This is a genomic window from Stenotrophomonas sp. 2YAF26 (assembly GCF_052114625.1).
Classification (GTDB): Bacteria; Pseudomonadota; Gammaproteobacteria; order Xanthomonadales; family Xanthomonadaceae; genus Stenotrophomonas; species Stenotrophomonas indicatrix.
Genome location: NZ_JBFRFC010000001.1, coordinates 277,824 through 302,459, shown reverse-complemented (window position 1 = coordinate 302,459; position 24,636 = coordinate 277,824). Strand labels below are relative to the sequence as shown.

General features: G+C 64.2%; 20 protein-coding genes. 12 read left to right on the top strand and 8 right to left on the bottom strand.

Features of this window, described 5'->3' with window-relative positions:
* Window positions 1–20 precede the first annotated feature (20 nt).
* Window positions 21–890 carry a S1 family peptidase gene (locus AB4Y98_RS01305; protein ID WP_442243586.1) on the top strand — a complete coding sequence of 290 codons (870 nt, stop codon included), beginning with the start codon at window positions 21–23 and terminating at the stop codon, window positions 888–890.
* A 64-nt stretch (window positions 891–954) separates the two neighbouring features.
* Here the strand turns inward: AB4Y98_RS01305 and AB4Y98_RS01300 are convergent, their stop codons facing one another.
* The 3 genes from AB4Y98_RS01300 to AB4Y98_RS01290 all read right to left on the bottom strand — a co-directional run bounded on the left by AB4Y98_RS01300 (window position 955) and on the right by AB4Y98_RS01290 (window position 10,459).
* Window positions 955–1,278, bottom strand: coding sequence for a hypothetical protein (locus tag AB4Y98_RS01300; protein WP_442243585.1), 324 nt, complete (start codon window positions 1,276–1,278; stop codon window positions 955–957).
* 212 nt (window positions 1,279–1,490) lie between these two features.
* Complete coding sequence (locus AB4Y98_RS01295; RefSeq protein ID WP_394195635.1) at window positions 1,491–1,727, bottom strand: hypothetical protein; 237 nt, start codon at window positions 1,725–1,727, stop codon at window positions 1,491–1,493.
* Between the two features lie 20 nt (window positions 1,728–1,747).
* A complete protein-coding gene (locus AB4Y98_RS01290) occupies window positions 1,748–10,459 on the bottom strand; it encodes a GH36-type glycosyl hydrolase domain-containing protein (RefSeq protein WP_442243584.1) in 8,712 nt (2,903 codons plus the stop codon).
* Between the two features lie 321 nt (window positions 10,460–10,780).
* On the opposite strand from AB4Y98_RS01290, the gene AB4Y98_RS01285 reads away from it, so the two are divergent.
* The 3 genes from AB4Y98_RS01285 (at window position 10,781) to AB4Y98_RS01275 (ending at window position 14,413) form a co-directional block, all read left to right on the top strand.
* On the top strand, window positions 10,781–10,963 hold the full coding sequence (locus AB4Y98_RS01285; RefSeq protein WP_442243583.1) for a hypothetical protein: 183 nt from the start codon (window positions 10,781–10,783) through the stop codon (window positions 10,961–10,963).
* 144 nt (window positions 10,964–11,107) lie between these two features.
* Window positions 11,108–11,632, top strand: a complete 525-nt coding sequence (locus tag AB4Y98_RS01280) for a DUF6622 family protein (protein ID WP_442243582.1) — start codon at window positions 11,108–11,110, stop codon at window positions 11,630–11,632.
* 129 nt (window positions 11,633–11,761) lie between these two features.
* The gene (locus AB4Y98_RS01275; protein ID WP_442243581.1) at window positions 11,762–14,413 is read left to right on the top strand and encodes an excinuclease ABC subunit A; all 2,652 of its coding nucleotides are present in this window, start codon (window positions 11,762–11,764) and stop codon (window positions 14,411–14,413) included.
* 376 nt (window positions 14,414–14,789) lie between these two features.
* Here AB4Y98_RS01275 and AB4Y98_RS01270 read toward each other — a convergent pair whose 3' ends face one another.
* The 5 genes from AB4Y98_RS01270 to AB4Y98_RS01250 all read right to left on the bottom strand — a co-directional run bounded on the left by AB4Y98_RS01270 (window position 14,790) and on the right by AB4Y98_RS01250 (window position 19,113).
* Window positions 14,790–15,821: an aldo/keto reductase gene (locus tag AB4Y98_RS01270; RefSeq protein ID WP_442243580.1), complete on the bottom strand. Its 1,032-nt coding sequence runs from the start codon at window positions 15,819–15,821 to the stop codon at window positions 14,790–14,792.
* Window positions 15,822–15,865: 44 nt separating this feature from the next.
* Window positions 15,866–16,978 carry an alkene reductase gene (locus AB4Y98_RS01265; protein ID WP_442243579.1) on the bottom strand — a complete coding sequence of 371 codons (1,113 nt, stop codon included), beginning with the start codon at window positions 16,976–16,978 and terminating at the stop codon, window positions 15,866–15,868.
* 41 nt (window positions 16,979–17,019) lie between these two features.
* Window positions 17,020–17,604, bottom strand: a complete 585-nt coding sequence (locus AB4Y98_RS01260) for a TetR/AcrR family transcriptional regulator (RefSeq protein WP_442243578.1) — start codon at window positions 17,602–17,604, stop codon at window positions 17,020–17,022.
* A gap of 128 nt (window positions 17,605–17,732) precedes the next feature.
* On the bottom strand, window positions 17,733–18,419 hold the full coding sequence (locus AB4Y98_RS01255) for a gamma-glutamylcyclotransferase (protein WP_442243577.1): 687 nt from the start codon (window positions 18,417–18,419) through the stop codon (window positions 17,733–17,735).
* 46 nt (window positions 18,420–18,465) lie between these two features.
* Window positions 18,466–19,113, bottom strand: coding sequence for a TetR/AcrR family transcriptional regulator (locus tag AB4Y98_RS01250; protein ID WP_442243576.1), 648 nt, complete (start codon window positions 19,111–19,113; stop codon window positions 18,466–18,468).
* Between the two features lie 153 nt (window positions 19,114–19,266).
* Here AB4Y98_RS01250 and AB4Y98_RS01245 point away from each other — a divergent pair, with 153 nt between their 5' ends.
* The 8 genes from AB4Y98_RS01245 to AB4Y98_RS01210 all read left to right on the top strand — a co-directional run bounded on the left by AB4Y98_RS01245 (window position 19,267) and on the right by AB4Y98_RS01210 (window position 24,530).
* Window positions 19,267–19,917 carry a TVP38/TMEM64 family protein gene (locus AB4Y98_RS01245; protein WP_442243575.1) on the top strand — a complete coding sequence of 217 codons (651 nt, stop codon included), beginning with the start codon at window positions 19,267–19,269 and terminating at the stop codon, window positions 19,915–19,917.
* Complete coding sequence (locus tag AB4Y98_RS01240; protein WP_442243574.1) at window positions 19,901–21,058, top strand: NADH:flavin oxidoreductase/NADH oxidase; 1,158 nt, start codon at window positions 19,901–19,903, stop codon at window positions 21,056–21,058. Before AB4Y98_RS01245 ends, AB4Y98_RS01240 begins: the two co-directional genes overlap by 17 nt.
* 71 nt (window positions 21,059–21,129) lie before the next feature.
* Entirely contained in the window at window positions 21,130–21,513 is a 384-nt protein-coding gene (locus AB4Y98_RS01235; RefSeq protein ID WP_442243573.1) for a nuclear transport factor 2 family protein, read from the top strand.
* Between the two features lie 74 nt (window positions 21,514–21,587).
* A complete protein-coding gene (locus AB4Y98_RS01230) occupies window positions 21,588–21,974 on the top strand; it encodes a nuclear transport factor 2 family protein (protein WP_442243572.1) in 387 nt (128 codons plus the stop codon).
* Window positions 21,975–22,031: 57 nt separating this feature from the next.
* Window positions 22,032–22,718 (top strand): NAD(P)-binding oxidoreductase, encoded by a 687-nt coding sequence (locus tag AB4Y98_RS01225; protein WP_442243571.1) that lies wholly within the window; start codon window positions 22,032–22,034, stop codon window positions 22,716–22,718.
* A gap of 81 nt (window positions 22,719–22,799) precedes the next feature.
* Window positions 22,800–23,345 (top strand): NAD-dependent dehydratase, encoded by a 546-nt coding sequence (locus AB4Y98_RS01220; RefSeq protein WP_442243570.1) that lies wholly within the window; start codon window positions 22,800–22,802, stop codon window positions 23,343–23,345.
* Window positions 23,346–23,404: 59 nt separating this feature from the next.
* On the top strand, window positions 23,405–23,896 hold the full coding sequence (locus tag AB4Y98_RS01215; RefSeq protein ID WP_442243569.1) for an SRPBCC family protein: 492 nt from the start codon (window positions 23,405–23,407) through the stop codon (window positions 23,894–23,896).
* Between the two features lie 10 nt (window positions 23,897–23,906).
* Window positions 23,907–24,530: a flavin reductase family protein gene (locus AB4Y98_RS01210; protein ID WP_442243568.1), complete on the top strand. Its 624-nt coding sequence runs from the start codon at window positions 23,907–23,909 to the stop codon at window positions 24,528–24,530.
* The last annotated feature ends 106 nt before the right edge of the window (window positions 24,531–24,636 follow it).

Below are 24,636 nucleotides of genomic sequence, written 5' to 3'. Positions count from 1 at the left end.
CACAAGGATGAATGCTCTCGATGAATCGCTGGCTCTTTCTGCTGCTTGCCGCGCTCCCGTTCGCTGCCGGGGCCATCGTCATCCGTGATGATGTCGAAGATGGCAGGTACCGCATCGAACGATCTGACTTCCCGGCGCTGGCGGACATGCCAGGAGAGGGGCACGGTGTTCTCATCGCCTCGCGTTGGGTGCTGACCGCAGCGCATGCAGCGCCGATGGAAGGAATGGGAGCAACGATCGCGATCAATGGCAACGCGTATGGCGTTGAACGCGTATTCCTGCATCCCGGCTACCGGAGGATGCCCGAGGCCCTGGGCACGGAGGCGATGGCAACAGGAAGTCCTTCCCGGATCCATGCCTTCCTGGCGGCCTCGGATGACATCGCGCTGATCAAGCTTGCCGCGCCGGTGACCGATGCCACGCCCGTGGCGCTGTATGGGGGTTCAGCAGAGGTCACGCAGGTCGCCGTCTTGATAGGGAAGGGCGCCACCGGCAACGGTGCGGTTGGCCAGTTGCCGGATGCGCCGCACCGTACATCCCTGCGGCGGGCCCACAACACGATTACCGGCGGCAATCAGCGGTATCTCTGGTACCGGTTCGATCCGCCGCCGCATGGCCTGCCGCTTGAGGGCGTACTGGGAAGTGGAGACAGCGGTGGTCCGCTTGTGGTCGACGACCACGGCACCTGGCAATTGGTGGGACTCGGGTCCTGGATCACGGCCGTACCCGAGCATGCCCTTGAAGCGGGTTTCTATGGCCAGATGGTCCACAACGTTCGCGTGTCACGCTACGTCGACTGGATCGAGGCCGTCATGCGGCAGGGGGACGATAGCCTGCCGCCCAGTAAAGCCGGACGCGCCAATGGCTCACTTGGAAATGGACGCCCGTAACAGGTCCGATCGTGGAATCCCGCACAAACTGTTCTGAAGCGGAGCGCGCGCAGATGTGCCGCGCTCACCGCACCGCGCATGTCGCTGAGGTGGCCCGCGGGGTGGGCACCCGCCACACCTGTTCACCTTCCTCGTCATTGCCCACGTAGAACGCGATGCGCCCATCCTCCTCGCGGCGAAGCGTGGGACTGAACGTGATGGTGTCCATTTCGCCGCCCTTGCCGACGAAGCGCATTTCACCGCCGCAGACAAAGTTCGAACCGGCCTGCTCTCCCAGCGCACCACAGTTCAGTGGCGAGGATTCGGCGCGGACCAACGGCTTCACCCGAGGCTGGATGCGCCCCTGGTCGGCCAGCTCGCAGAAGTGGTCGGCGATGGCGTTGCGCATCTCGGCCTGTGAGGGCATCCATGCGGGGCAGCGGGACGCGTCGCCCTGGCAGCTGCTGGCCGGGGCGGTGGAAGCGGGTTGCGTGGACGGTGCTGCGATCGTCCCGGAAAGCGGCAGCAGGGAAGCTGCGATGGCAAGCAACAGGCGAGTGGAGACGGGCACGCGTATCTCTGGTCAGTTGAGCCCGGCATCGTAACGCAGCGCGCTGGCCATCACTCTCCTGGCGTCCCCGGCGGCAGGCTGTCATCACGCTCGTACCAGGATGGAAGCTCCAGCGCGTGGCTTTTGAGCATGGCCTGGATGCACGCGTGCGCCTGGCCCCTTTCTGCGTGCTCGCATTGGTCCAGAATCTCCGCAGCCAGCGTTTCGAACTGCGGCCAGAACTGCGCCGGATGGCGCGACCGCGCCAACCAGTGCACCAGCATCTCGGCCAGTGCATCAAGCTGCACCTGTACTTCAGGGCGCACGTTCATCCCGGGGCCGCACCCAGGTCAAGCGCGACGCGGTAGTGATGGCCGTCGTCGCGCAGCAGGACGGTGAGGTCCGGCTGCAGCACGCCATCCACGTGCAGCGTAGGCTGGTCCTGCGCAGTGCGGGTCACCACGAACTCGTAGAAGCTGCGGCCGAAGCGGTAGCTCAGTTCGAATGACGGCCAGTGATCGGGCAGGCACGGTGCCAACGAAAGACGATCGCCCTGCCGACGTATGCCCAGCAGCGATTCGACCAGCAGGCGATACATCCAACCGGCCGAGCCGGTGTACCACGTCCAGCCGCCTCGCCCGACGTGCGGAGGCACGGCGTAGACGTCGGCTGCCAGCACATAGGGCTCGACGCGGTAGGTCTGGATCGCCTCCGGGTCCAGCGTGTGACTGAGCGGGTTGATCATGCCGGCCAGCTCCCAGGCACGCACCGCATCGCCCTGCTGTGCGAATGCCATGGCCGCCCACACGGCCGCGTGGGTGTACTGGCCGCCATTCTCGCGCACGCCCGGTACGTAGCCACGAATGTAGCCGGGGTCTTCCGGGGTCTGGTCGAAGGGCGGATCGAGCAGCTGGATCAGCTTGGCGTCCTTTCGCACCAAGTGCGTGTACAGCGAATCCAGCGCTTGGGAGGCACGTTCAGGCGCGGCGACGCCTGACAGCACCGACCAGCTCTGCGAAATCGAATCGATGCGGCATTCTTCGTTCTGTGACGAGCCCAACGGGGCGCCGTTGTCGAACCAGGCGCGGCGATACCATGCCCCGTCCCAGGCATGCTGTTCCAGGTTCTGGCGCAGGCTTTCGGCCTGCTGTTGGCACCACTCTGCACGGGGTGCATCGCCATGCGCGTTGGCCAGCCCGATGAAGCGGCGGAGCGTGTCATGCAGGAAGAAGCCGAGCCACACGCTTTCACCGCGCTGCTGGTCGCCGACGCGGTTCATGCCGTCGTTCCAATCCCCGCTGCCCATCAGTGGCAGGCCGCGCTCGCCGAGCAAGCGGCAACCGCGCTCGAGCGCGAGCACGCAGTGCGCATACAGCGTGCCGCGCTGCGTCGAAGGCGTGGGCATGTCGTAATACCCTTCCTCTTCGGGTGTCACCGCGCGCCCCTCGATGTAGCCGACCACTTCGTCCAGCACGCTGGCGTCGCCGGTAACCTCCAGGTAGCGGCATGCGCCCTGCGGTAGCCAGAGGTAATCGTCCGAACAGCGGGTGCGCACGCCGCGACCTTGCGGAGGGTGCCACCAGTGCATCACATCGCCTTCGGTGAACTGGTGTGCAGCGCATAGCAGCAGGTGCTCGCGGGTCAGGTCCGGGCGAGCGTGCACGAGGGCGAGTGCATCCTGCAGCTGGTCGCGGAAACCGAACGCACCGCCTGATTGATAGTAGCCACTGCGTGCCAGGTAGCGGCAGCCCAGCGTCTGGTATACCAGCCAACCATTGGCCAGTGCGTCCAGCGCCGGGTCTGGCGTGCGCACCTGCACCGTGGCCAGCACGTTGCGCCAGTGGATGCGCACGGCGTCCAGCGCATCGATGGCCTCATGGGCGCCCTGGCGGCTTCGTGCCAACGCCAGCGTTTCCTTGCGGTTGCGCCCGGCGCCAAGGCGGAACGTCGTTTCGCTGCGGTCGCCTGCAGCCAGCAGCAACGGCACCTGGATCGCCGCGCAGGGATCCAGGCCCGCACCCAGCCGCGAATCCAGGCGCTCGCGACGCAGCGCCGCCGGTGCGTGCAGGCTGCCGTTGCGGCCGATGAACTCCAGTCGGTCACAGGTCCAGCCGCAGCCATCGGCATCGGTGTCGAAGAAGGCCATCCGGCCACCGAAGTCGGTGCTGTAGGTGTTGCGCGCCAGCAGCGCGCCACTCTGCGGGTCGCGTTCGGTGAGTACGTGCATGCGCGACTTCGCGCGCAGGTCACCCATCACCCATTCAACGTAGCCGATGGCCGACAACCGCCGTGGCCGCCCCGACAGGTTGTGGAGCCGCAGGACCGAGAACTTCAGCGGCGCGGCGACGTCGACGAAGACCCACAACTCGCTGGCGATGCCGTCTTCAACATGCTCGTAGACCGTGTAGCCGAAGCCATGGCGTGTACGGTACGCGCCGGTGCCACGGCGCGGCAGCGGCATCGGTGACCAGACACGACCGGTGTCCTCGTCGCGCACGTAGAAGGCTTCGCCGCCAGTGTCCGACACCGGATCATTGAGCCAAGGCGTCAGGCGGAACTCGTGCGCATTCTCGAACCATGTGTAGCCCGGTGCACTCTCGCTGACGACCGTGCCCAGGCGGGCGTTGGCGATCACGTTGGCCCATGGCGCCGGCGTCGGCGCGCCTTCGCGTACCACCACCACGTACTCGCGGCCGTCCTCGCTGAAACTGCCGGTGCCGTTGTCGAATCGGCCGGTGCCGCGGTAGGGAAGGAAAGGCCACGGGTCGTCCACTTCTTCGTCGTGCTCGGCGCTCGGCGGCAGTCCGGGCTCCGGGCCCAGGTCGGCAACGATGGGCAGCCCGGGCGTCGCCTCCATCGACAGGGCCAGCTCCTGCTGCAGCGCCTGCGGCACCAGGGCCGGGATCCGTCGCGGAGGCAACGGCTGACGCCCCACCTGCGCGACCAACGTACCGTCTTCGTCGCTGATGACCACCCGTGCCACCGCCTGCAACAGAATGCGGTCCTCGTGGGTCATGTTCTGCACCGGCCGCACGAAAATGCCGCCGGGGCGGTCGAGCAGGCCGGTCTCCGAACTGGCGGCCACCATCCCCAGAATCTGGTCCTGCAGCTCCTGCCGATAGCCAGCCTTGCTGTCGTTCCAGATGACAAGGTCGGTGTTGAGGCCCTTCTGGCGCCAGTAGGCATGCGCCTGCACCAGTTGCCGGACCAGTTCCACGTTGTCCGCGTCGGTGACCTTCAGCAGCACGATGGGCAGGTCACCGGAGATGGCATGGCCCCACAGCCCGGATTGTCCTCGCTGGTTCTGCTGCAGGACGCCTGCACCGGCGCGCAGCAGCGGACCGGCATACAGCACGTGGCTGGCCAGGCGCTCATACAGCGATGCCTCGGCCTGGCTTGCGTTGATCTGCCGGCGCACCACCTGGCTGTGTGTCCAGGCCAGGTCGAAGACGCGGTCGGCCAGGCGGCGATCACGGTATTTGTCCACCAGTGCTTCGCAACCGCCGCGACTGGCGCCGATGCCATACACCATGTCCAGCTGTACGGTCTGCTCGGGCTCAAGCACCACGCGGACGCGGATGGCCACGATCGGGTCCAGCACAGAGCCATCGGTGCCGGACAGGTCGGCATCGGTGGTCAATGCCTGCGGCGTCCGCGGCGTGTTGCCACGGCCCAGGAAGCGCGCACGGTCGGTTTCATAGGAGATCGCCACCACTTCCGCATCGTGCACCGCCACCAGATGGAACATCCACGGCGGCACCTCGTCGTGCGAACGTGGCCGGCGCGTGCACAGCACCGCCTGCTTGGCGGCCAGGATCTCGCTCTGCACGAAGAGGTTGCTGAAGGCCGGGTGCGCATCGTCGGCCGCCGCGGGTGCCAGCACCACTTCGGCATAGGTGGTGATCTCCACCGTGCGCGGGCGACGGCTGCGGTTGGTCAGGCGCAGGCGCCTGAGCTCGATGTCGTCCTCGGCGGAGATGGCGACCTGCAGGTGGCTCTCGCAGCCGCGACGCACACCGCGGAATTCCGCCTTGGCGTCAGAGAAGATCGCCTCGTAATTGTCCACTGCCACGCAGGTGGGCTGGTAGGCGGCAGACCAGAACTCGCCGCTGTCCACGTCGCGCAGATAGCAGAACGTGCCCCAGGCATCGGTGGTGCCGTCCTCGCGCCAGCGGGTAAGCGACAGGTCGCCGTGGCGGCTGTAGCCGCCGCCGGCATGGGTCAGCATGCCGTGGTAGCGACCGTTGGACAGCAGCTGCACTTCCGGGCGCGGGCCACCCGGGTCGCGCAGGACACGCAGGGACGTCTCGTGCTCGGCCAGTGCCGAGTGCTCGCCAAGCGCTTCGACCTCATGTGGATGGAACACGCCCACGCGCGGGATACGTTCCTGCAGCAGCAGCAAGGTCGCCTGGAACTCGACATCGGCAAGGAAGCGGCGCTGCATCGGCTGGTCGCGCAACAGGTAATCCAGCGACAGCAGGCCCATGCCCTGATGGTGGGCCATGAACGAACGCAGCAGGACGTGATCCTGTCCCGGCGGCACCCGGGTGGGCGTGTAGTCGATCGCCTCGTACATGCCGAAACGCCCGCAGAAGCCCAGTTCTTGCAGCGCCTGGAGGTTCTGGCAGGCCGCTTCCGGCGCCACCATCAGCGCCATCATGCTGGCATAGGGCGCGATGACCCGGTCCTGGCCCAGGCCGCGCTTGAGCCCCAATCCGGGCACGCCGAACGCCCGGTACTGGTAGTTCAGGCGGGCATCGACGGCGTTGTAGCCGGACTCGGACACGCCCCATGGCAGGTTCAACGTACGGCCGTAGACGATCTGCGCCTCGACCGCGTGCCGTGCGGTCTGGTCCAGCAACGTGTCCGGATAGCTGGGCATCACCAGCTGCGGCATGAGGTACTCGAACATCGAGCCACTCCATGACAGCAGCGTCGGCGTACCGTTGACCTCGGTGAGCATGCGGCCGAGCGCAAACCAGCTTTCCTGTGCAAGCTGGCCCTGCGCAATGGCAACGAACGCGCCCAGCCGCGCTTCGGAAGCCAGCAGGTCGTAGAAGCTGTTGTCGAGGCGGTGGTCGTCTACGTTGTAGCCGATCGAAAGCAGGTTGCGGGTACGGTAGAACAGGAACCCGTATTCCATCAGCGAGAACTGCCCGGCGCGGTGCGCCAGGTCCTGCAGCTGCTCGATGCGTGCGCGCGCGTCCGCGCCGGCCGTACCTGGCAGGGCGGCCAACTGGCGCAGGCTTGGCACCGGTGCATCGACGGCCGCGTTGGCATCGGCAGGGATATCGGCCAGCGAGGCGTGGGCGGCATGGCATTCGGCTGCGAACAGGGCTGGCCAATGCAGATCACCGTCCTCGGGCGAGGCCGGTGCCGGCCATTGCAGCAGCACCGCGTCGGCCAGACCGGCCAGTTCCTGCAGACGGGCCAGCGACTGCGCCGTCCCGACGGGACGGTCGACACGCGTAGACGCCAGACGCTGGCGAAGATGATTGAGCGCCTCGACCAGCGACGCATCGTCGGCGCGATGACGCTGCCGCTCCTCTTCCAGCACGCCCAGCGTATCGGCCAGGCCATCGAACGTGTGCGGCGCCAGCACCGGCGCATCCACCAGCGCGAGCAGGCCTTGGCGCAGGGTAAGCAGGTGGCCGGCAAGGTTGCCGCTGTCCACCGTGGAGACGTAGCGCGGCGGCAGCGGCGCCAGTGTTTCGGTGTCGTACCAGTTCAGGAAGTGGCCGCGATGGCGCGGCAGCTGGTCCAGCGTATCGAACGTGCGGGCGGTACGTTCAGCCACCGCGCCCTGCTGCAGATAGCCGAAATCCCACGCAGACAGATTGGCCAGCAGGGACAGGCCGATGTTGGTCGGCGAGGTGCGTCGCGCGACCACCAGCGCCGGATGCTCCTGGATGTTGTCCGGCGGCAGCCAATGATCCTGCTCGCGCACCCAGGCCTGGAAGAAGGACCAGGTGCGCCGCGCCAGCCGGCCCAGGAACGCCCGTTGCGTGACCGACAACTCGGCCACGCTTGCCGCCGGCGGGCGACCCAGCCACGCCATCAATGCCGGCGCAAAGGTCCACGCCAACAGCAAGGGCAGGGCAATCGGCAGTGCCTGCGGACGCACGCTGGCCACCACAGCCACCAGCGCGAGCGCCAGCAGCGAGGATGGCGCCATCACCCGCCATTCCGCGCTGCGATCGCTACCAAGGCGGCGTTCGACTTCGCTGGAGGGATTCCATTGCAGCAGGTGACTGCGTGTGACGGCCATGCGCCAGAGCGTGCGCAGCACGGCGTCACTGGCCAGCAGTGCTTCGTAGGGCAGGCACGCTATCTGGGTGGACGCGCGCAGCAACGACTGCAACGTACCGCGCCCGACCTTGATGTAATGCGCTTCCAGCGGCGTGTCTTCCGGAACGCTCAGGCCATCACGCAGCATGCCTATCAGCGGCGGCGCGAACCACAGCGCCAGCACCCACGCGGTCCACGCAGCAGGGTTTCGCGCATACAGCCAGCCGGCAAGCAACAACGCAAGGGCAGCAATCGGCACCACGCTCCGGCGCAGGTTGTCCAGCAACTTGCCGCGCGAAAGCAGGCTGAGCCGGTTGCGTTCCCAGCCCGAGCCCGGGCGCGGTGTCCACGGCAACAACCACGGCAGCAGCTGCCAGTCGCCACGGATCCAGCGCGCACGGCGCTTGGCGTCGGCGGCGTAGCGCTCGGGATAGTCCTCATACAGGCGCACATCACTGACCAGGCCTGCGCGTGCATAGCAGCCTTCCAGCAGATCGTGGCTGAGGATGCGGTTCTCGGGCAGGCGGCCCTCCAGCGCATGCTCGAAGGCGTCGACGTCATAGATGCCCTTGCCCACGAACGAGCCTTCGTCGAACAGGTCCTGGTAGACGTCGGAAACCATGCGCGTGTACGGATCGATGCCGGGCTCGCTACCGAACATCCTGGCAAAACGCGAGGTACGGCGCCTCCCCAGGCTGGTGCCGACGCTGGGCTGCAGGATGCCGTAGCCCTCCACCACGCGTTGCAGCTGCGGATCGAAGCGCGGGCGGTTGAGCGGGTGCGCCAAGGTGGCGACGAACGCGCGTGCCGCATCCCGCGGAAGCTGCGTGTCCGAGTCCAGCGTGATGACGTAACGGACGCCGATCAGGGCCACCGCGTCTCCGACGATGCGCATGAACGCAGCCGCATCGCCTTGGCGGAGCAGGGCATTGAGCGCGGCCAGCTTGCCGCGCTTGCGCTCGTGGCCCATCCACACACCTTCGCCCGGATTCCATTGCCTGGGCCGGTGCAGCAGGTAGAAGCGGTCGCCGCGCTCGGGCGCGTAACGATGGTTCAATTCCTCGATCCGTGCCACGGCGTGCGCAAGCAGAGCGTCGTCCATCGGCGCCTGTGCTGCTGGGGCATCGAGAAAATCCGTCAACAACACGAAGCGCAGGTGGGGATCGCGGTTGGCCAGGAAACGCACCTCCAGCGCTTCGACCAGAACGTCGATGCCGTCGACGCTGGACAGCATCGAGGGGACCGCGACCACGGTGGCGCACGCGGCAGGAATGCCTTCGCTGAAATCGAGCTTGGGAAGCGGCCTGGGGGCGACCAGCACCGTCGCGGTCCAGTTCACCAGCACGATGCCCAGCTCACTGAACACCAGCAGCCCGAGCAGCGCCGCCAGCCAGACAGGTACCGAGCCGCTGCCGGTTGCCAGCAGGCCGCTGGTGGCCAGCACCGCCAGCAGGCCGATCGGCAGCAGGTACAGCGCAAGCGGCACGCGATGCGCCAGTCGCCGTGCCTTGCGGTGGCGCGGTGCTGCCTCGGCCACCGCCGCAACAGTGGTCTGCAGGCCTTCGCCGACCAGCCAGTAGCCCACGTGCGTGCGCGGGCCGTCCGCCGGCGTAGCCGCCCGTGCCAGGTCCAGCGCGATGGTCGCAACGCGCTCCTCGGCGATGCGGCTGCCGCGGGCAATCTTCTCCACCACGTGGCGGTAGGCATCGCGGGTGCCGAAATCCATCTGCGCATAGACGGCCATGGGGTCTTCCCGCAGCCGCTGCTCGACCACACTCATGTCTTCGACAAAGGTGCGCCAATCCATGGTGGAGAGGAAGCGCAGGCTGCCGATGCTGTTGCCGATGGAGACCTGGTCGGCCGCCTGCTGTTGCCCCTCGGCGGCAACCAGTTCGTCGATGCGCTGCCCAGCCGCTGCCGCCCACTGTTCCAGCCAGGCGATGGGCATGGCCCACGCGCCGCCGCGCCCCTGCAGCGAGCGCGTCAGTTCGGCGATGAACGCGCCGGTCAGCGGCGGCGCGGATCGCGCCATGTCGGCAACCACCAGGACCACATCGGTAGGGGTGTCGGACGCCGCGCGATTGAGGTTGTCAGCCCACTGCGTAGCGAGGCGGCGGTCGGTCCCATCGCGCATCACCCGCGCGGCCATGCGCCGCAGGTTCTCCAGCAGTGCCAGGCGCAGCATGATCGGAACCGCCCACAGTTCGCCCAGGCTCAGCGGCGCGAGCGACTGGTACGAGGCGATGAAGCGGCCCAGCGTATCGGCGTCAATGCGGCCGTCACCGTGCGCGATCGCCTGCATCGACAGCTCATACACCCGTGGCAACCCGGCCGATGGGCCGGAGGCAAGTGAAGGCAACTGGCGGCTGTAGCCGCGCGGCAGGTGGCGTCGCGCGGTCTGGATCTGTTCTTCGACCAGGTAGTAGTTGTCGAGCAGCCATTCCCCCGCCGGAGTGACCGGCCGCTTTTCGCGCACCACGCTGCTCAGCAGCGTGTTGGCGTCTTCCAGCACGCGCTCGTTGGCCTGCAGTCGTTCGAGCAGGCGCTCCGGGCTGGGGCGCAACCGCACGCGATGCTGTCGCGCAAGTGCGCGGCCGTACTCCTCCATCTGTTCAACGTTGTACAGCGCGGCACGCAGTGGGCCCTCGGTGGCCTCGATGGCCGGGGCCGAGGCCTGGTGCTCACGCCAGCGCCAACGCACACGACGACGCAGGCGCAGCCAGCGGCCAAAAAGACGACGAAGGTGGGGCATAGGTTACCGATGGGGGCAGGGCGCGTCCTGCATGGTTGCATTGCGGGTGCCGTGGTAGCTGTGAAGGCCGGGTCTGGTTCGCGTGGTCGGCGCTGCCATGGCGCCCATCCCCAGGCGCTTAAATCGCAAGTATCAGTAGCGGCTGATCCTGCAGACCGGGTTTCGACGCCCGGCCAGCCGTCTTCGCTGGCATGGCAAGGAATACCCGGTTGCGCGTGATGCCACGCCACACGATGGACAGAGATCTATATCTTCCATGCATTGGGCATATGCATTCCCGATCTTCTTCCCGCATGAGCCGGAGGGTAGATTCCCCTGACAATGCGACCGTGGATCGCGCCGATCCCGGGCACGACCAAGCTCCACCGGCTGGACGAGAATCTGGGCGCAGTGGATCTGGAGCTCGATAAGGCCGACCTGGCGAAAATCGATAACGAAATGACGCAGATCAGGATCAGTGGCGCACGTTTGCCGGAGGCCGCGTTGAAGATGACCGGCAAGTAGGCATTCCTGCATCGCCTTGCTGCCGTGCAGAGGGGAGGGTGCAGGCTGTATCGCTGACACCTGTCACTTGTCCGGGCAATGCGTACCGCCAATAGTGAGCGCCACCGCCGCCTCCCTGGCCGGCACTCACCGAAAGGACCTCCCGTGAACCTGCTGCAGCAACTCCTCTCGCAGACCCCCATCTGGGTCTGGGTGCTTCTGGCGTTCCTGGTCTCGCGCGGCATCGCGGCCATGCGACCGGGACAGACCTCGCTGCGGAAGCTGGCCATCGTGCCCGCGCTGTTCAGCGTCTGGGGCATCTGGTCGATCAGCCATCGCTATGGCGGCTCGCCAGTGGCGTGGGCCGAGTGGCTGGCGGGAATCTGCGCGGGCGCGGCATTGGGCTGGCTGCTGCTGCGCCGGGCAACGCTGACCGTGGACGCCTCCACGGGCACGCTGTGGCGCAGTGCCGACTACAGCCTGCTGCCACTGCTGTTGGTCACGTTCGTCATCAAGTACGGTTTTGAAGCGGCGCTCGCCGTGGCGCCCGGCCTGAGCAGCAACGCAGGTTTCAGTGCCGCCTATCTCCTGCTGTCTGGCGGATTCACCGGCATCTTCATCGGCAAGTACTGCCGTTATCTGGCTGCGTTGCGCCGGGCGGCGCCCAGCGGGATGCAGCCTGCGGGCTGAGTCCAGCCCAGGATGAGGGGCGGTGCACGCGCTTCGGTCGCGCCCTCACCACATTCACCTCGCAGCAGCGAAAATGCATCCTTGGGCGCGCTTTGATGCGCACCGCTCACTGCCTGCAGGAACGAAACGATGTCCAACAACCCTTTCGGAGAATCCTCGTGCGCTGCCGCAGCCGGCGGCTGCGTCGAGGTGCGCGGCGCGCGCGAGCACAACCTCAAGAATGTCGATGTCTCCATTCCGCGCAATGCGCTGGTGGTGTTCTCCGGGGTATCGGGTTCGGGCAAGTCATCGTTGGCCTTTGGGACGGTCTTCGCTGAGGCGCAGCGGCGCTACTTCGAGTCGGTTGCGCCGTATGCACGGCGCCTGATCGACCAGGCGGGCGTGCCCGATGTGGATGCCATCGATGGGCTGCCACCGGCAGTGGCCCTGCAGCAGCAGCGTGGCGCCAGCAATGCACGTTCGTCTGTGGGCAGTGTGACCACGCTGTCCAGCCTGGTGCGCATGATGTATTCGCGTGCGGGGGCATACCCGGCCAATCAGCCCATGCTGTACGCCGAGGACTTCTCACCCAATACGCCACAGGGTGCCTGCAGCACCTGCCACGGCCTTGGGCACGTCTACGAGGTGACCGAAGCGTTGATGGTTCCGGATCCGACGCTGAGCATCCGCGAGCGCGCCATCGCCTCCTGGCCGCCGGCATGGCACGGCCAGAACCTGCGCGACATCCTGGTCACGCTCGGCTACGACATCGACATACCGTGGAAGAAGCTGCCGAAGAAGGACAGAGAGTGGATCCTGTTCACCGAGGAGACGCCGACCGCACCGGTCTATGCCGGCTTCACGCCTGCCGAAACCCGGGCCGCGCTCAAGCGGAAACTTGAGCCCAGTTATATGGGTACCTATACCGGCGCCCGCCGCTACGTACTGCATACGTTTGCCAATACCCAAAGCGCGCTGATGCGCAAGCGGGTTTCCCGCTACATGGAGGGCAAGCTGTGCCCGGCCTGCCACGGAAAGCGCCTGAAGCCGGAGGCGCTTTCGGTCACCTTCGCCGGTGTGGATATCGGTGAATTCATGCGGCTGCCGCTGGATCAACTGGCGGATCTGCTCGAGCCCATCGCGCACGGCGATTTCAGCGCGCACAGCCGTGGCTCAAGCAACAGAAGGGGCGCCACGCGCCGCGATCGCACCCAGCGAGCGGCCAGCGGTGGTGCCAGCCATGCCTCGGCCCCCGACGTACGGCTGACCTCGGCATTGTCGGAAGAGAAGCGCTTGGCTGCACAGCGGCTCGCAAGCGGGGTCATGGCGCGTGTACGGCAATTGCGGGGCCTGGGCCTGGGGTATCTCTCGCTGGATCGCGCCACGCCAACGCTATCGGCCGGCGAGCTGCAGCGCTTGCGGCTGGCGACGCAGCTCAGCTCGTTGCTTTTTGGCGTGCTGTACGTGCTCGACGAGCCATCGGCCGGCCTGCATCCTGCCGACAGCCAGGCGCTGTACGATGCGCTCGACCGGCTGCGCGACGGCGGAAACTCGGTGTTCGTTGTTGAACATGATCTGGAGTTGATGCGCCGCGCGCAGTGGCTTGTGGATGTCGGCCCAGAGGCGGGCGAGCATGGCGGGCGCGTTCTCTACAGTGGCGAGCCCGACGGTCTGCGGCTGGTCAAGGAGTCCCGGACCGCCCTGTATCTGTTCGACCAGATGCCCGCGGCCGCCAGCCGGCAGCGCAGCGCCAACAGCTGGCTGGAGCTGAAGGGCATCCACCGCCACAACCTGCAGGGCGTGGATGCGCAGGTGCCGCTGGGGTTGCTGACCGCAGTGACCGGCATTTCGGGGTCGGGCAAGTCCAGCCTGATGGCGCAGGCGCTGCCTGAGCTGATGCTGCTGCACCTGGGGCATGAGCCCGCGGACGATGGCGCCGAGGGCGCGTCTACGGACGGGCCAACAGTGATCGAAGTGACGCGAGGTCGGTTGGCAGGCGATGTGGACGCCATCCAGCGGGTGGTGCAGGTGGATCAGAAGCCCATCGGCCGAACGCCACGGTCCAATCTGGCCACCTACACCGGGTTGTTCGACCACGTGCGCAAGTTGTTCGCCGCGACGCCGGCCGCACGCCGCCGGCGTTTCGATGCGGGCCGCTTCTCGTTCAACGTTGCCAAGGGCCGATGCGAGACCTGCGAGGGCGAAGGATTCGTCAGCGTCGAACTGCTGTTCATGCCCAGCGTCTATGCACCGTGCCCCACCTGCCACGGCGCCCGCTACAACGAGGCCACGCTGAAGGTGCTGTGGAACGACCGCAACATCGCCGAGGTCCTGCAGATGACGGTGGACCAGGCGCATGCGTTCTTCATCGAGGAGGATGCCATTGCCCGCCCGCTGCAGCTGCTGAAGGAAATCGGTTTGGGCTACCTGAGGCTGGGCCAGCCGGCCACGGAACTGTCAGGCGGTGAGGCACAACGCATCAAGCTGGCGACCGAGCTGCAGCGCAGCCAGCGTGGGCGCACGCTTTACGTGCTGGACGAGCCCACCACCGGCCTGCATGCGTCGGACGTGGACCGGCTGCTGGCCCAGCTGCAGCGGCTGGTCGAAGCCGGAAATACGGTGGTGATGATCGAGCATGACATGCGTGCTGTCGCGCAGGCGGATTGGGTGATTGACCTCGGGCCTGGCGCCGGCGCTGCGGGTGGCACCATCGTGGCCGAGGGAACGCCGCAGCAGGTCGCCCGCGCCAAGGGCAGCAGGACGGCGCCCTTCCTTGCGCGGGAGCTGGGGCAGGGCGACTGAGTCGAGGGCGGATCTGGATGGGTTGTTGGCCGGCGGCTGGGCCATTGGCTGCTTGTGGCCGGGAGCGGACATCGACGGGGCAGAGGATAAGGGCGCGTTATCGGGGGAAGAAGAGCAACCGAACCTGTCCAATGCGAGTGGACGCCGACAAGTCCGAATGGCGCAACCCGAACAGCGCATGGGTTCCTAGCTGGTCAGCTCGCCAGAGAGTCTTCTCAGGCATGCGGAGATGGTAGGCCGGAATCCTCCTGCGGAGTGGCGAGGCTTCGGGCTTCAGCTCCTGCTGGCAACGCTGTCCATTTATCAGCAAGTAGTCGGCCCATTAGTAAGGGCCGACTCAGTTCTGAACCCACAACCCCTCGAGAGATCCGACGGGTCAGGCGGTGGGGGCTTTCGCGGGGATGATGCCTTCAGACTTGAGCTCAGCCCAGAATTCGGCGGGAGCGACTGCGCTGGCGGCGGCAATGTTCTGGCGCACCGCATCGGCGTTCTGCGCCCCTAACAAGACCTCCGTTACTGCAGGATGCTTACGGACGAATTCGATCGCGGCCGCTACCAGGCTCACGCCGTGACGTTCTGCGACTGCTTCGATCGCCTGCACCCGCGAGAGGATTTCCGGCGGCACCTTCTGGTAGTCATACATTGCTGTCCCGGCCTTGGTGCCGGTGGCCAGGATCCCTGAGTTGAAGACGCCGGCGGCAATGATCCCGACCCCGCGTCGTTTGAGCTCATCAAAGGCACCGTCAAGCGGGCCATGGTTGAGCAGCGAGTAGCGGCCAGCGATAAGCGCGCAGTCAAAGCCGAACTCCGACGAGGCACGAAGCACCGAGTCGGTATCATTGACGCCCAAGCCAACGGCCGATACGAGACCGTTGGAGCGGAGCTCCTCCAGGGCCTTGTAGCCGCTGCCTGCAAGCTGGCGCCAGTAGATATCCGCTTCGTCGCCGTGCCAGGCCTCGCCAACGTCGTGCATAAGCAGGATCTCGATGAAATCTACGCCCAACCGGAACTGACTGCCCTCGAACGAGCGCATGATGCCATCGTAGGAGTAGTCGTACTCGGCGAAAAACGGGAGCGGATCGACCCAGCCGATGGAGTATCGATCCTTCAACTCGGTGAAGCGGTTGGCGGGTCGCAGGACCCTGCCTGCCTTAGTGCTCAGTGTCACCTTGTCTCGAATACCAAGTTCACGGAGCGCGTGGCCGAGGTAGTACTCGGCCTTGCCGTAGCCATAGAACGGTGCTGCGTCGAAGTGACGGATGCCGCCTTGGTAGGCTGCGTCGATGGCCTCTTCAACCTGCCGATAGTTGACCTTGTTGTTGAAGCCAGCCATGCCCACCATGCCAAGCCCGATGGGGCTTACCAGGGTTTGTGAGTTACCAAGTCTGTTAGTCCGCGGATCATTCATCAGAATCTCTCCAGGTTGTCTTTGCAAGACGCCGCAATGGCGGCTCAGTAGTTGCCGTTCGGCCAGTCCGTGTAGCCCTTGGCGCCGCCGCCGTAGTACGACTCACGCGGTGCAATGGTCAGTTCAGCGCCACGGCGCAGGCGTTCGACCAGATCGGGGTTGGAGATGAAGAGGCGACCGAAGGCGACGGAGTCGATCTTCCCGCTGGCACGGCGCTCAATTGCCATCTCCAGGTCGTAGTTGTTGTTGCCGATGAAGTGGCCGTTGAACAGGCCGCTCAGGGCATCCATGTCCACGCCTTCAGGAACAGTGCGGCTGGTCGCGGTGGCGCCTTCCACGAAGTGCAGGTATGCCAGGTTGAAAGCATTGAGCTTTTCGATGAGGTAGCCGTGCAGAGCCATGACATTGCTGTCCGGCCGAGTATTGCCGGCATCGGGGGTTACCGGAGAGAGGCGGATGCCCACGCGGTCACTGCCCCAGATCTTGACGATCTCCTCGGTGACTTCCAGCGTCAAGCGTGCGCGATTTTCGATGGATCCACCGTAGCGGTCCGTACGCTGATTGGTGGAGTCGCGCAGGAACTGGTCAAGCAGATAGCTGTTGGCCGAATGGACTTCCACGCCATCAAAGCCGGCGCGCTTGGCATTCTCCGCAGCCTTCTTGTACTGCTCGATGATGCCGGGGATCTCGTCGGTCTTCAGGGCGCGCGGCATGGAGACCGGGACGAAGCCTTCCGTCGTGTAGGTGTTGCCCTCTGCCTTGATCGCCGAAGGCGCAACCGGCGCGGCACCATCAGGCTGCAGTTCAACACTGGAGAAACGGCCAACGTGCCACAGCTGGCTCACGATCTTGCCGCCCGCGGCATGCACCGCATCGGTAACCTTTTTCCAGCCGGCAACTTGCTGCTCACTCCAGATGCCGGGGGTTGCAGCATAGCCGCGCCCTTGGGCAGAGATGTTGGTCGCCTCCGCAACGATCATGCCGGCACTGGCTCGCTGGGCGTAGTAGGTGGCATGGAGTTCGTTGGGGATGCCGTCTTCTTCATAGCGGCTGCGGGTAACCGGGGCCATGACGATGCGGTTCTTCAGTTCAATGCTGCCCACGCTGACCGCGTCGAAGAGGTCTGTGCGCTTGCCATTATCGATGGTGATGTTCATATAGTTGACCGGTCGTCTATAAAAATGGGAAAAAAATGGGGTTAGCTCAGCAGCTTGAGGGAAGAGGACAGGGCTCCCTCGAACGGAGATGCAGTGTGGGTGACCTTGGCCATCAAGGAAGCCCCCAGCCAAAGCTGATAGAGCCCTTCGGCTGTGGTTTGCGCCTGGACGGTAGCTGCAATGGAACCGTCGGCATGGCCCTGCTCGATACAGCGAACCAGCCTGCTGACAATGGCGCTTGTGCCCCTTTCAAGCACGCCACGCATGTCTTCAGAAAGGTCACAGACCTCCGGTCCAAGCTTCACTACCAGGCACTTTCCTTCGGGCAGAACCGAACCCTGTGTCTGGCTCCAGTACTCAAAGTAGGCAATCAGTCGTTCGCGAGCAGGGGACGCTGAGCCCAAGATCCCGTCAACACGGCCGAGGTACTCCGAGAAATACTCATCCAGAAGTGCCTGTCCAAATTCTTCCTTGGACTTGAAGTAGTAGTAGAAGGACCCTTTGGGAACGCCCGCGGCCGCGACCACCTCTGCCAGGCCCACTGCCGTATAGCCTTTGGCAGTCATGAGGGTGCGAGCGACATCCAGGATGTGCTGACGCGTATCGGTGGCTGGCTTCTTGGGCATGGGCGCTAGTGTGAGGCAAATACTGACCGGTCGTCTACTAACTATGTCCGGCCTGTTCAGTTCTCGGAGGGCTTTGTGGTGGGGTGCCTGTGGGCTTTACCAGTTCTGCCGGGTACCTGAGACGGCTACTACGCGCAGGCGCTTTCATCCAGCGCCTCATGCTCCCTGCCGGGCAGCAAGGCCAGGACTCGATTGACGTAGTCGTCGTTGAATCCTTCGCTGACCAACGCCGTGGCCAGAAGTCGAACGTAGTCGACGTTGGTACCTAGCGGGCCTGCCGCAGCTCCGATGGATGACGCTACAGCTTCGGGGCTTGAGTCGGGACACCAGTGCTGCGGCTGCGTGCTGGCGGTGAAAACAACTGCAGGCTGGATACGCCCGTCGTCCAGTTCTATATCCAGCCACTGTGGGACGTACGCACCGGTGATCATCTCCCGAAGCCAGATGGCTGCCAGCTCATCGTCACTGGCGTCCCGCGGTAGTCGATAGGCGATGCCCTCGACGTACCCGCCTGGTTCAAGAGAAAGCATGCGGCCGGGCTGCTCGAGCGTGGCGCGCCCCGCGATCAGATGCATACAGAAGCTTCGATGCCAGCCGCGGAGTTTGCCCTTGGCCCGCTCTTCAAACTGCAGGGTCGGGTTCCAGATGAGTGATCCATAGGCGAACAGCCAGATGTCCGCTGCCGACGCTGGACGGGCGGCCAGGAAAGCCTCTCTGGAAACAGCCAGCTCTTTGCCACTCCAGACCGCATCTGGTGGCAATGCCTTGAAGTGATCCAGATAGAGCCAGGAAACGAGCTCATCGCGCTTCAACATGCGAACGATCCGAGCCGGGCGGAAACTTCGGGCAGCAACGCCGGCATCATGCAACTCCGCCGCTCTCTGTGCGGTCCGGTAGCAAGCGAGCCGCCAGCGCCCCGATGGCGCGCATCTGCGCCAGTGACAACCCGTCTCTGGCTTGGATGGACATGCCCTCAAGCATGGTGTTCAGCCCGCCAGCCAGCGCCGTGCAGTCAGCGTCCAGGGGAAGCTGACCTTCCTTGACGGCACGCTCAAGTCGCGTGGCGAAGGCGAGCTTTCCTTCCAGGCGCAGAGCATCGATCGCGGACCGCACCTCTACCGATTCCTCAGAGACGTTGGTGGCTGCCAACGCGACCAGGCAGCCGCAAGGCGCCTGCGGGGAGAGCAGGATGTGTGCGGCCTCGTCAAAGAACTCGGCAATGCCCAGATGGATCTCCTGGCAGGTCTCCAAGCGCTGCCACGTCGCATCCCAATAGCGCGCCTCGTAGAAATCGACGGCTTCAAGGAACAGCTTCGCCTTGTTCCCGAATGCCGAGTAGAGGCTAGGGGGATTGATGCCCATAACCGCACACAGATCAGCCACCGAGGCCAATTCGTAGCCCCGGCGCCAAAACACATCCAGCGCCTGATTCAGCGCCTGATCTCGATCGAAGGCACGCGGACGGCCCTTTGTACGCGGGGGGAGGGCGGGAGATTTTTCACCGTTCATCGGGTGCTTCACCTGAGGGTCAATGGCCCACTTGACATCATCTGTAGCGGCCACTATACAATATCGCCATTGTGTAGTGGTCACTAACATATTGATGCAGGTGGTCCGTAGGGGCTGATCTACCGCCCCCCGCCAGCGCATAGGAATCGATAGGTGATTGAGTCTGTTTCCAACGAAGTGAGCCAGATAGTCGACGGGCTGCGCGGCCAAGGGCTTGTCGGTGCGGTCGCGTTTGGGCTGGTCTTCGTCCTGGCCGCGGCCGCACTGGTACCGGCTTCGCCGCTGACGGCGATCGCCGGCTATCTGTACGGACCGATCTGGGGGGCATTTTTGATCTCACCGGCAGGCATCGCATCGGCCGCGCTTGCCTTCTTGATCGGTCGGCACCTCGCTCGCCCTTGGGTGCGTCGGCGCCTGCACCGGAGTAGGCAGCTCAGCGCTGTAGATAAGGCGGTGGCAGGCCAAGGGCTCCGGCTGGTCCTCTTGCTGCGGCTTGCTTTGATCGTGCCCTTTGCGCCGCTGAGCTACGCCTTGGGCGCAAGTCGTGTCTCCAGCAAGGATTTCCTCTGGGCCTCTTGGCTGGGCCTTCTGCCCGGAACGTTCCTCTACGCCTACCTCGGCTCCCTTGCATCCAACGTGGAGCAAATCCTCCGGGGACGAGCGGGTCCGCCCTCCGAAATGCAGTGGCTGACCTGGCTGGGATTCGGCGCCGCGCTTGTGGCGATCGTTGTCGTGGCAGGTCTGGCGCGCCACGCAATCAGTAAATCAATCGAAGAAGAGATGAATGATGAGCAAGCTGTTTGAGCCCCTGACCCTACGCGGGGTAACGCTGCGAAACCGACTGGCACTGAGTCCAATGTGCCAATACACCGCAAAAGACGGCTTCGCCAATGACTATCACACCGTCCACTATGGTCGGTTTGCCCTCGGCGGCTTTGGCCTGGTGATGCTTGAGGCCACCGCTGTGCTGCCGGAAGGCCGCATCACCCATGGCGACCTGGGTATCTGGAGCGACGATCATGTGGAGGGCCTGAAGCGGATTGCAGATTTCGCCAAGTCCCACGGTGCTGTGTCGGGTATTCAGATAGGCCACGCCGGTCCCAAGGCCAGCATGCAGCGCGCCTTCCAGGGGAACGGCCCCATGGACGAAGGCGATGCGGCGCGTGGGGAGTATCCCTGGCCCGTTGTCTCACCCACCGATCGTCCGGTTGCTGATGGCTGGCTGACGCCCACGCCGCTGGATGCCAATGGAATCCAGCGGGTGAAGGACAGCTTCGTCAGTGCAGCCAAGCGCGCTGTAGAGGCAGGCTTCGAGGTGCTGGAGCTGCACTACGCACACGGCTTCCTGGTCAACGCGTTCATGTCTCCGCTCACCAACGATCGCAATGATTCGTACGGCGGATCCTATGAGAACCGGACGCGGCTTCCACTGGAGATCGCGCGCGAGGTCCGCGAGGTATGGCCGTCAGACAAACCCCTGTTTGTCCGGCTCTCGGCCGTGGACGGAAGTCGCCAGGGCTGGACCATTGAAGACAGCGTCGAGCTGGGCAAGCAGCTCAAGCATCTGGGCGTGGATGTCATTGACTGTTCTTCCGGCGGCTTCGGTATCTTCGAGTATCCCAACGGGTACGGCTTCCAGGCGCCATTCTCCGAGCGTATCCGTCACGACGCGGGCATGGAAACCATGGCCGTCGGCCTGATCGTTGACTGGCATCAAGCTGAAGATCTAATCGTCTCTGGACAAGCCGACATCGTCGCCATCGGGCGCGAAGCGCTGCGTAATCCCAGCTTCGCTCATCACGCGAAAAGGGCGTTGGGAGCAGTCGATCCGGAGCTTCCCTATTCCCACTGGCATGTCCAGGCGGGCTGGTGGCTCAACGGCCGAGAGGCCCGGCTTCGCCAGCTGGGACCGCGACAACCCGACGCGCAGACAGCAGCGGCCTGATCGCTTCATAGAAGTACCTCGGGCCGTAGTGGCCCTCACCCATCCCCATCGCATCCATCCAGGAGAAAGCAATGAGCAAGCCCACCTATGTGCAGGAATACCAGGCCATCGTCGAGGTGCTGAACAAGTACAACGAGGGTGGTAAGCAGGCCAAGAGCAGCGTCATGAAGCCCGCCTTCAGTGAGCAAGCCACCATCTTTGGCGTCGATGTCGAAAGCAAGCTGGTCGGTGGACCCATCCAGGGTCTGTTCGACACGATTGACACGGCCTTCCGGCCGTCGCCGGAAGCGCAGGGCGTGATCGTCAACATCGACATCGTCGGCACGGCTGCAAGTGCCCGCATCGATACCAATGACATCTCCGGCTTCTGCTTCACCGATTTCTTCAACCTGCTGAAGGTTGAAGGTCAATGGACTGTGGTCAGCAAGATCTACCACACCCACGTCGCTCCCTAATCACACCCGGCGCCACGAAGAACATCGTGGCGCCATCCACTCAAGTGCTTCGCACCGAAACATTGGAGAAGATCATGAGCAAGAACATCAAGGCTGTACCGACCAGCGAATACAACGCCGTCATCGCGGTCGCCCAGAAGTACGTTGACGGACTGCGTATTGGCAGCACTGAAGCGGTTGCCGAGGCATTCCACAAGAACGCAGTGATGTACGGCTTCACCAATGGCGAACTGCTGGGTGGGCCGATCTCCAACCTGTACGCCTTCGTTGAGAAGAATGGTCGGGCGCCCGACATCACCACTCGCTTGGACGTGCTTGCGATTACGCCAACCACTGCAGTTGTGCGCGTAGACATGGAGAAAGACGCTATCGGCGCTGACTACAACGACTATCTGACCCTGATCCGTATGGATGGGCAATGGCAGGTCATTGCAAAGGTCTATCACCAGTTCGAAGCCTGATTCGGCTCTACAGGGTTGATCTGCGCATTGCCCACTACCAGATGACGGAAGACGAAAATGACACGAGCATTCATTATCGGCGGCGCGGGAAAGGTCGGGCGTCGCCTGGCCCGCCAGCTAAGCACGCGTGGGCACGAGGTACTTTCACTGATCCGACATGTGGAGCAGGCAGCTGACTTGGAGCGGTTGGGCGCCAAGGCGGTACTGGGGAGTCTTACCGAGCTGAACGTCGCAGCCCTTTCTAAAATGATGGCGGGCAGCGATGTTGTGGTGTTCACTGCGGGGGCCGGTGGTCAAGGCGGGGCGGAGATGACCAACGCCATTGATGGCCGAGGGCTGGAGCTTGCGGTTGCCGCAGCCAAGCAGGCCGGCGTGATGCGCTTCATCCTCGTCTCCGCATTTCCGGAATCGTTCCGCGGCAAGGACGTATCGGAGACGTTCGAGAACTACATGGCGGTCAAAAAACTGGCTGACGTCCACCTTGCTGAGAGCGCACTGGACTGGGTAATCCTTCGCCCTGGCACGCTGCTTGACTCGCCGGGAACCGGCAAAGTCCGCACTGGCTTGGCTATCCCGTACGGGGATGTCAGTCGTGACGACGTTGCAGCGACGCTGCTGGAAATTATCGAGAACCCTTCGGTGTCGCGCATCATCATCGAGCTCACCCAGGGTTCGACACCCGTGGCCGAATCCGTCCGTCGTCTTGCCAACGAACGAACGGGCACGAACGCTCTGGGGGCGTGATGCGCCTGCTGTTGCTCGGCGCCACCGGGCACGTCGGCCGGCATGTGCTGCAGCAGGCACTGTCCGATCCCCGCATTGGACGTGTCGTCGCGCCCGTCAGGCGCGCCATTCCCCCACAAGTTGATCGCGCCAACTATCACCAACTTTGACGCGCTCGATGAGAAGGCCAGCTGGTGGGAAGTCGACGCAGTGATCTGTGCGTTGGGTACGACGATTCGTGCTGCGGGATCAAAGGCCGAGTTTCGAAAGGTTGATCACCACTATCCACTGAGCGTCGCGCGGTTCGCACGCGCGCACGGTGCGCCGGCATTCGTGCTCACCTCGGCAACAGGAGCCAACCGCAGGTCTCGCTTCTTCTACAACCGGGTGAAGGCTGAGCTGGAGCATGACCTGTCCACGTTGGGATTTGAGTCGCTCACCTATGTTCGGCCTGGAGTGATCGGCGGAGATCGCGAGGCATTTCGTTTGATCGAACGAGCCCTGGTGATGGCCTTGAAGCTTATCGGCCTAATTCTGCCCAAACGCCTGCGCCTGAATCTGCCACAGGCGATCGCAGCACAGCTGCTCAATGCAGCAGTAGGTCAGGTCCCGGGCACTCACATTGTCACTTCCGAGCAGATGATCTGAAGTCATCCGCTCAACCCAAACATTGCTGCAGGTGAGCCCTGTGCCACCAGGAGAAAAGAATGCCTCAGGTTCAATACAACGCCATTATCAACAGCAATTCGGATTCCGTCTGGAGTGTGCTCAAGCGCTTTGGTGCGATCAGTGATTGGCACCCCGCCATCCCCAGCAGTGAAATAGAGGGCGACGGGCCGGATGGGGTGGTCGGATGCATTCGCCGCCTGGTTCTGGCCGACGGGGCGATGCTTCGGGAGCAGCTTCTCATGATGGACGAGCGTCAGCAGAGCTTTTCCTATCGTTTCCTGGAGGCGCCGCTTGCAGTGGATAACTATGTGGCACATGTGAAGATCATTCCGCTGCACGGTCAGGAAAAGTCGGTGGTCCAGTGGACCGCCAGCTTTGAGAACCAGCAGCAAGATCCCCACGGCATGCAGACGGAGGCCATTCGTTCTCTTATTGTGGGTGGCCACGAAAGCCTGGCGGCGTTTCTGAGCGACCAAGGTGAGGCGGCCCCGATCCGCGCAATGCGTGCAGATACGTTGGAACGACAATAGGAGCATCGCGATGAGCACCGACATACGGCCAGTGCCGCTGGATAAGGCCTATAGACTGATCAATCACGGCCCGACTGTCCTGGTATCCGCTCGGCACGACGCCGTGGACAACGTCATGGCCGCAGCATGGGCCTGCGCCTTGGACTATGACCCGCCCAAGCTTACGGTTGTCCTGGACAAGATCGCGAAGACCCGGGAACTAGTCGAGCTCAGCGGCCGACTGGTCGTTCAGGTTCCCACGGTCGCTCAGGTAGAGCTGACCTACCAGGTCGGACATATGAGCCTGACGGAAGATCCGGATAAGTTGGCACGCTGCGGAGTTGAGCTGATGAACCTGGACGGACGAGACATGCCGTTCGTGTCCGGATGTGCTGCCTGGCTCGAATGTCGACTGATTCCGGAGCCGCAGATGCAGGGCCGCCACGATCTTTTCGTGGCGGAGGTAGTCGGAGCATGGGCTGATGCACGCGTGTTTGCAGAGGGCCATTGGCACTTTGCCGAAGCTCCCGACGATCTCAGAAGCGTCCACTACATTGCGGGTGCGCACTTCTACGCGATCGGCGAAGAGCACGTTGCGACCAAACGCAAACGCGTCAACCCCGCTAAAGAAGGGGACGGATCACCGGCCGACTGAGCAAAGGCTTGTGGTGACAGCCGTGAGAACTTCAGATTGTGCTTAGCCAAGGAGCGCATCACGGCCGCTGGATGTGGCTGGGATAGCCCACTCTAGTGCCATGTTT

Excerpts from the sequence above, each read along its gene's own strand:
- AB4Y98_RS01305 (WP_442243586.1), top strand. The coding sequence starts at position 21 with ATGAATCGCTGGCTCTTTCTGCTGCTTGCCGCGCTCCCGTTCGCTGCC.
- AB4Y98_RS01300 (WP_442243585.1), bottom strand. The coding sequence starts at position 1,278 with ATGCGCAACGCCATCGCCGACCACTTCTGCGAGCTGGCCGACCAGGGG.
- AB4Y98_RS01290 (WP_442243584.1), bottom strand. The coding sequence starts at position 10,459 with ATGCCCCACCTTCGTCGTCTTTTTGGCCGCTGGCTGCGCCTGCGTCGT.
- AB4Y98_RS01285 (WP_442243583.1), top strand. The coding sequence starts at position 10,781 with ATGCGACCGTGGATCGCGCCGATCCCGGGCACGACCAAGCTCCACCGG.
- AB4Y98_RS01275 (WP_442243581.1), top strand. The coding sequence starts at position 11,762 with ATGTCCAACAACCCTTTCGGAGAATCCTCGTGCGCTGCCGCAGCCGGC.
- AB4Y98_RS01270 (WP_442243580.1), bottom strand. The coding sequence starts at position 15,821 with ATGAATGATCCGCGGACTAACAGACTTGGTAACTCACAAACCCTGGTA.
- AB4Y98_RS01265 (WP_442243579.1), bottom strand. The coding sequence starts at position 16,978 with ATGAACATCACCATCGATAATGGCAAGCGCACAGACCTCTTCGACGCG.
- AB4Y98_RS01260 (WP_442243578.1), bottom strand. The coding sequence starts at position 17,604 with ATGCCCAAGAAGCCAGCCACCGATACGCGTCAGCACATCCTGGATGTC.
- AB4Y98_RS01255 (WP_442243577.1), bottom strand. The coding sequence starts at position 18,419 with ATGTTGAAGCGCGATGAGCTCGTTTCCTGGCTCTATCTGGATCACTTC.
- AB4Y98_RS01250 (WP_442243576.1), bottom strand. The coding sequence starts at position 19,113 with ATGAACGGTGAAAAATCTCCCGCCCTCCCCCCGCGTACAAAGGGCCGT.
- AB4Y98_RS01240 (WP_442243574.1), top strand. The coding sequence starts at position 19,901 with ATGAGCAAGCTGTTTGAGCCCCTGACCCTACGCGGGGTAACGCTGCGA.
- AB4Y98_RS01235 (WP_442243573.1), top strand. The coding sequence starts at position 21,130 with ATGAGCAAGCCCACCTATGTGCAGGAATACCAGGCCATCGTCGAGGTG.
- AB4Y98_RS01230 (WP_442243572.1), top strand. The coding sequence starts at position 21,588 with ATGAGCAAGAACATCAAGGCTGTACCGACCAGCGAATACAACGCCGTC.
- AB4Y98_RS01225 (WP_442243571.1), top strand. The coding sequence starts at position 22,032 with ATGACACGAGCATTCATTATCGGCGGCGCGGGAAAGGTCGGGCGTCGC.
- AB4Y98_RS01215 (WP_442243569.1), top strand. The coding sequence starts at position 23,405 with ATGCCTCAGGTTCAATACAACGCCATTATCAACAGCAATTCGGATTCC.
- AB4Y98_RS01210 (WP_442243568.1), top strand. The coding sequence starts at position 23,907 with ATGAGCACCGACATACGGCCAGTGCCGCTGGATAAGGCCTATAGACTG.